General features: G+C 65.6%; 1 pseudogene. It reads right to left on the bottom strand.

Annotation, left to right across the window (positions count from 1 at the left end):
* Nucleotides 1-86 precede the first annotated feature (86 nt).
* A pseudogene (locus tag ABDV69_RS21190) lies at nt 87-2102 on the bottom strand (fatty acid desaturase).
* Between the last annotated feature and the right edge of the window lie 75 nt (nt 2103-2177).

The following is a 2177-nucleotide window of genomic DNA, read 5'->3' as shown; positions in this document are numbered from 1 at the left end:
GTGTCGCGTCGTGAGATGCACACTCGCGCGGGGAGTGGGGGGTGGGGGCAAGCGCCGGGGGGTGGGGGCAAGCGCCGGCCCGATCGTCACGCGTCGTAGTCGATGGTCACGTACGGCGTCGTCGGGTGCGACTGACAGGTCAGGATGTAGCCGGCGTCGAGCTCGGCCTTGCCCAGCGCGAAGTTGTGGTCCATGTCCACCTGGCCTTCGACGGGTGTCGCCCGGCAGGTGCCACAGGCGCCGCCCATGCAGGCGTACGGCACATCGCCGCGGCGGTGCAGCGCGCCTTCCAGAATCGAGTCGCCGGGCACGACATCGAATGTGTCCTGCCGGCCCGACAGCGTGAAGGTCACCGTCGATGTCTGATAGCTACGTTCGGCCGCCGGGGCGGCGTTGCAGCCGTAGAACAACTCGAGGTGTATGCGTTCGGGGTCGACGCGATGCTCGATCAACGACTCGCGAACGCCGGTCGTCATCTCCACCGGCCCGCAGATGAACCACTCGTCCACCGTGTCCGGCTGCAGGCTCCCGGTCAGCTAGAGGTCGAGTTTGGTCTGATCGATGCGGCCGCGCAGTTCGGGGGTATGCAAGGGCTCGCGGGACAGCACGTGCAGGATTTCCAGCCGGTCGGCGTAACGGGACTCGAGGCGATCGAGCTCGGCCCGGAACATCGTCGACTCCTTCGTGCGATTTCCGTAGACCAGCGTGAACCGGCTCTCGGTCTCGATTTCCAGCGTGGTCGCCAGAATGGAGAGCACTGGCGTGATCCCGCTGCCGGCCACCAGGCCGACGTAGTGCTTGCGCTGCAGCGGATGCAGCGGGGTGCCGAACCGGCCGGTGGGAGTCACCAGCTCCAGCACGTCACCGGCTTTGAGCTCGTTCGCGACGAAGGTCGAAAAAGCTCCTCCCGGAATGTGTTTGACGGCAATGCGCAACTGGGCACGGGTCGCCGGCGCGCAGATCGAGTAGTTGCGCCGGATGCCTCGCCCGCCCAGATCGGTGCACACCGTCACATGCTGGCCCGGCTCGAAGCGAAACGCATCCTGCAAACTTTCCGGCACCGCGAAGGTCACCAGGGTGCCGTCGGCGGTGATGGGGTCGACCGCGGCGACGGGGATGCGATGCAGCACCCCATGCGGTGAGCTGGACCTGGCCGGCATCCGCACCGGAATTAGCCGCGCCAGCCGGCCGTTGAGCTCCTTGCACTCCCGGAACTCCCGCGGATTCAGTCGCTGGCCGAACACCGTGGAGATCGCCGCGTTTCGCTCCAGGTATGCCTCTTCGTTGCGTTTCCACGTCCGCAGGTAGCGATAGAACGGCACCGACGGGTGCAGATGGTGCAGCAGGTGAGGGCTCTGCGACATCAGCGGCGGTGTGAACAACCATTCCGCGCCGACACGGTTTCGGGTCGCCCGATAACGGTTGGTGCGCTGGGTGTCCGCCAGCCCGTGATGCGGCAGCCAGCCGAACCACCACGCCAACACGGTCAGTCCGATTCGTTGCGGAATCAGGAATACGACCGCCAACCTCCAGAAGTTCCCCGTGACGTTGGCGAAGGCGAGGCCGGTAAGGCTGAGGGCGAACATCGTCACTGTTTCGGCGACCTCGGCGACCGGCCGGCTGCGAGCGCGGGGCGCGTAATACCTGAGGTAGAAAGCCTCGGCCAACGCCCAGCGCAACGGCAGCGACCACACCGAGCCGTGCGAGGCGAAGGTGTCGGGGTCTTCGTCGTTGGCGTGGCGATGATGCTGAATGTGGATGAATCCGAACGACGGGAACGCCACCACCGGTGCGACGAAATGCCAAGCCAGTCGCCCGAGTAGCCCGTTGACCCAGCCCTGGGAGCTGACGGAGTAATGCGACGCGTCGTGGACGACGGTGAACATCACGAAGGTCACCGCGGTATTGACCGGGATGGTGGCCCACAGCGACGCCCACCCGTTGACATAGCCGACGGTCGACGATGCGAAAGCGATCACTGCACCGACGAAAATCGCAACGGTGGGCAGCGCCAGCTTGGGGACCGACTCACCGGGGTCCGGCAGCGGCTGACGGTCGACGGAGTCTGGGGCCGTTTGCTCGGGGGCTTCGACGGACGCCATACTAAGGCGTGCATTAGTATGGTGACTTAGGCGGTGATGTAGGCGAGGTTGGGATCAGCGAAGAATCCCCGAATC

Origin of the sequence: Mycobacterium sp. (assembly GCF_039583785.1) — a bacterium.
GTDB lineage: Bacteria > Actinomycetota > Actinomycetes > Mycobacteriales > Mycobacteriaceae > Mycobacterium.
Note: the sequence above shows the minus strand (reverse complement) of the source record. Positions and strands in the feature narration are given on the sequence as shown.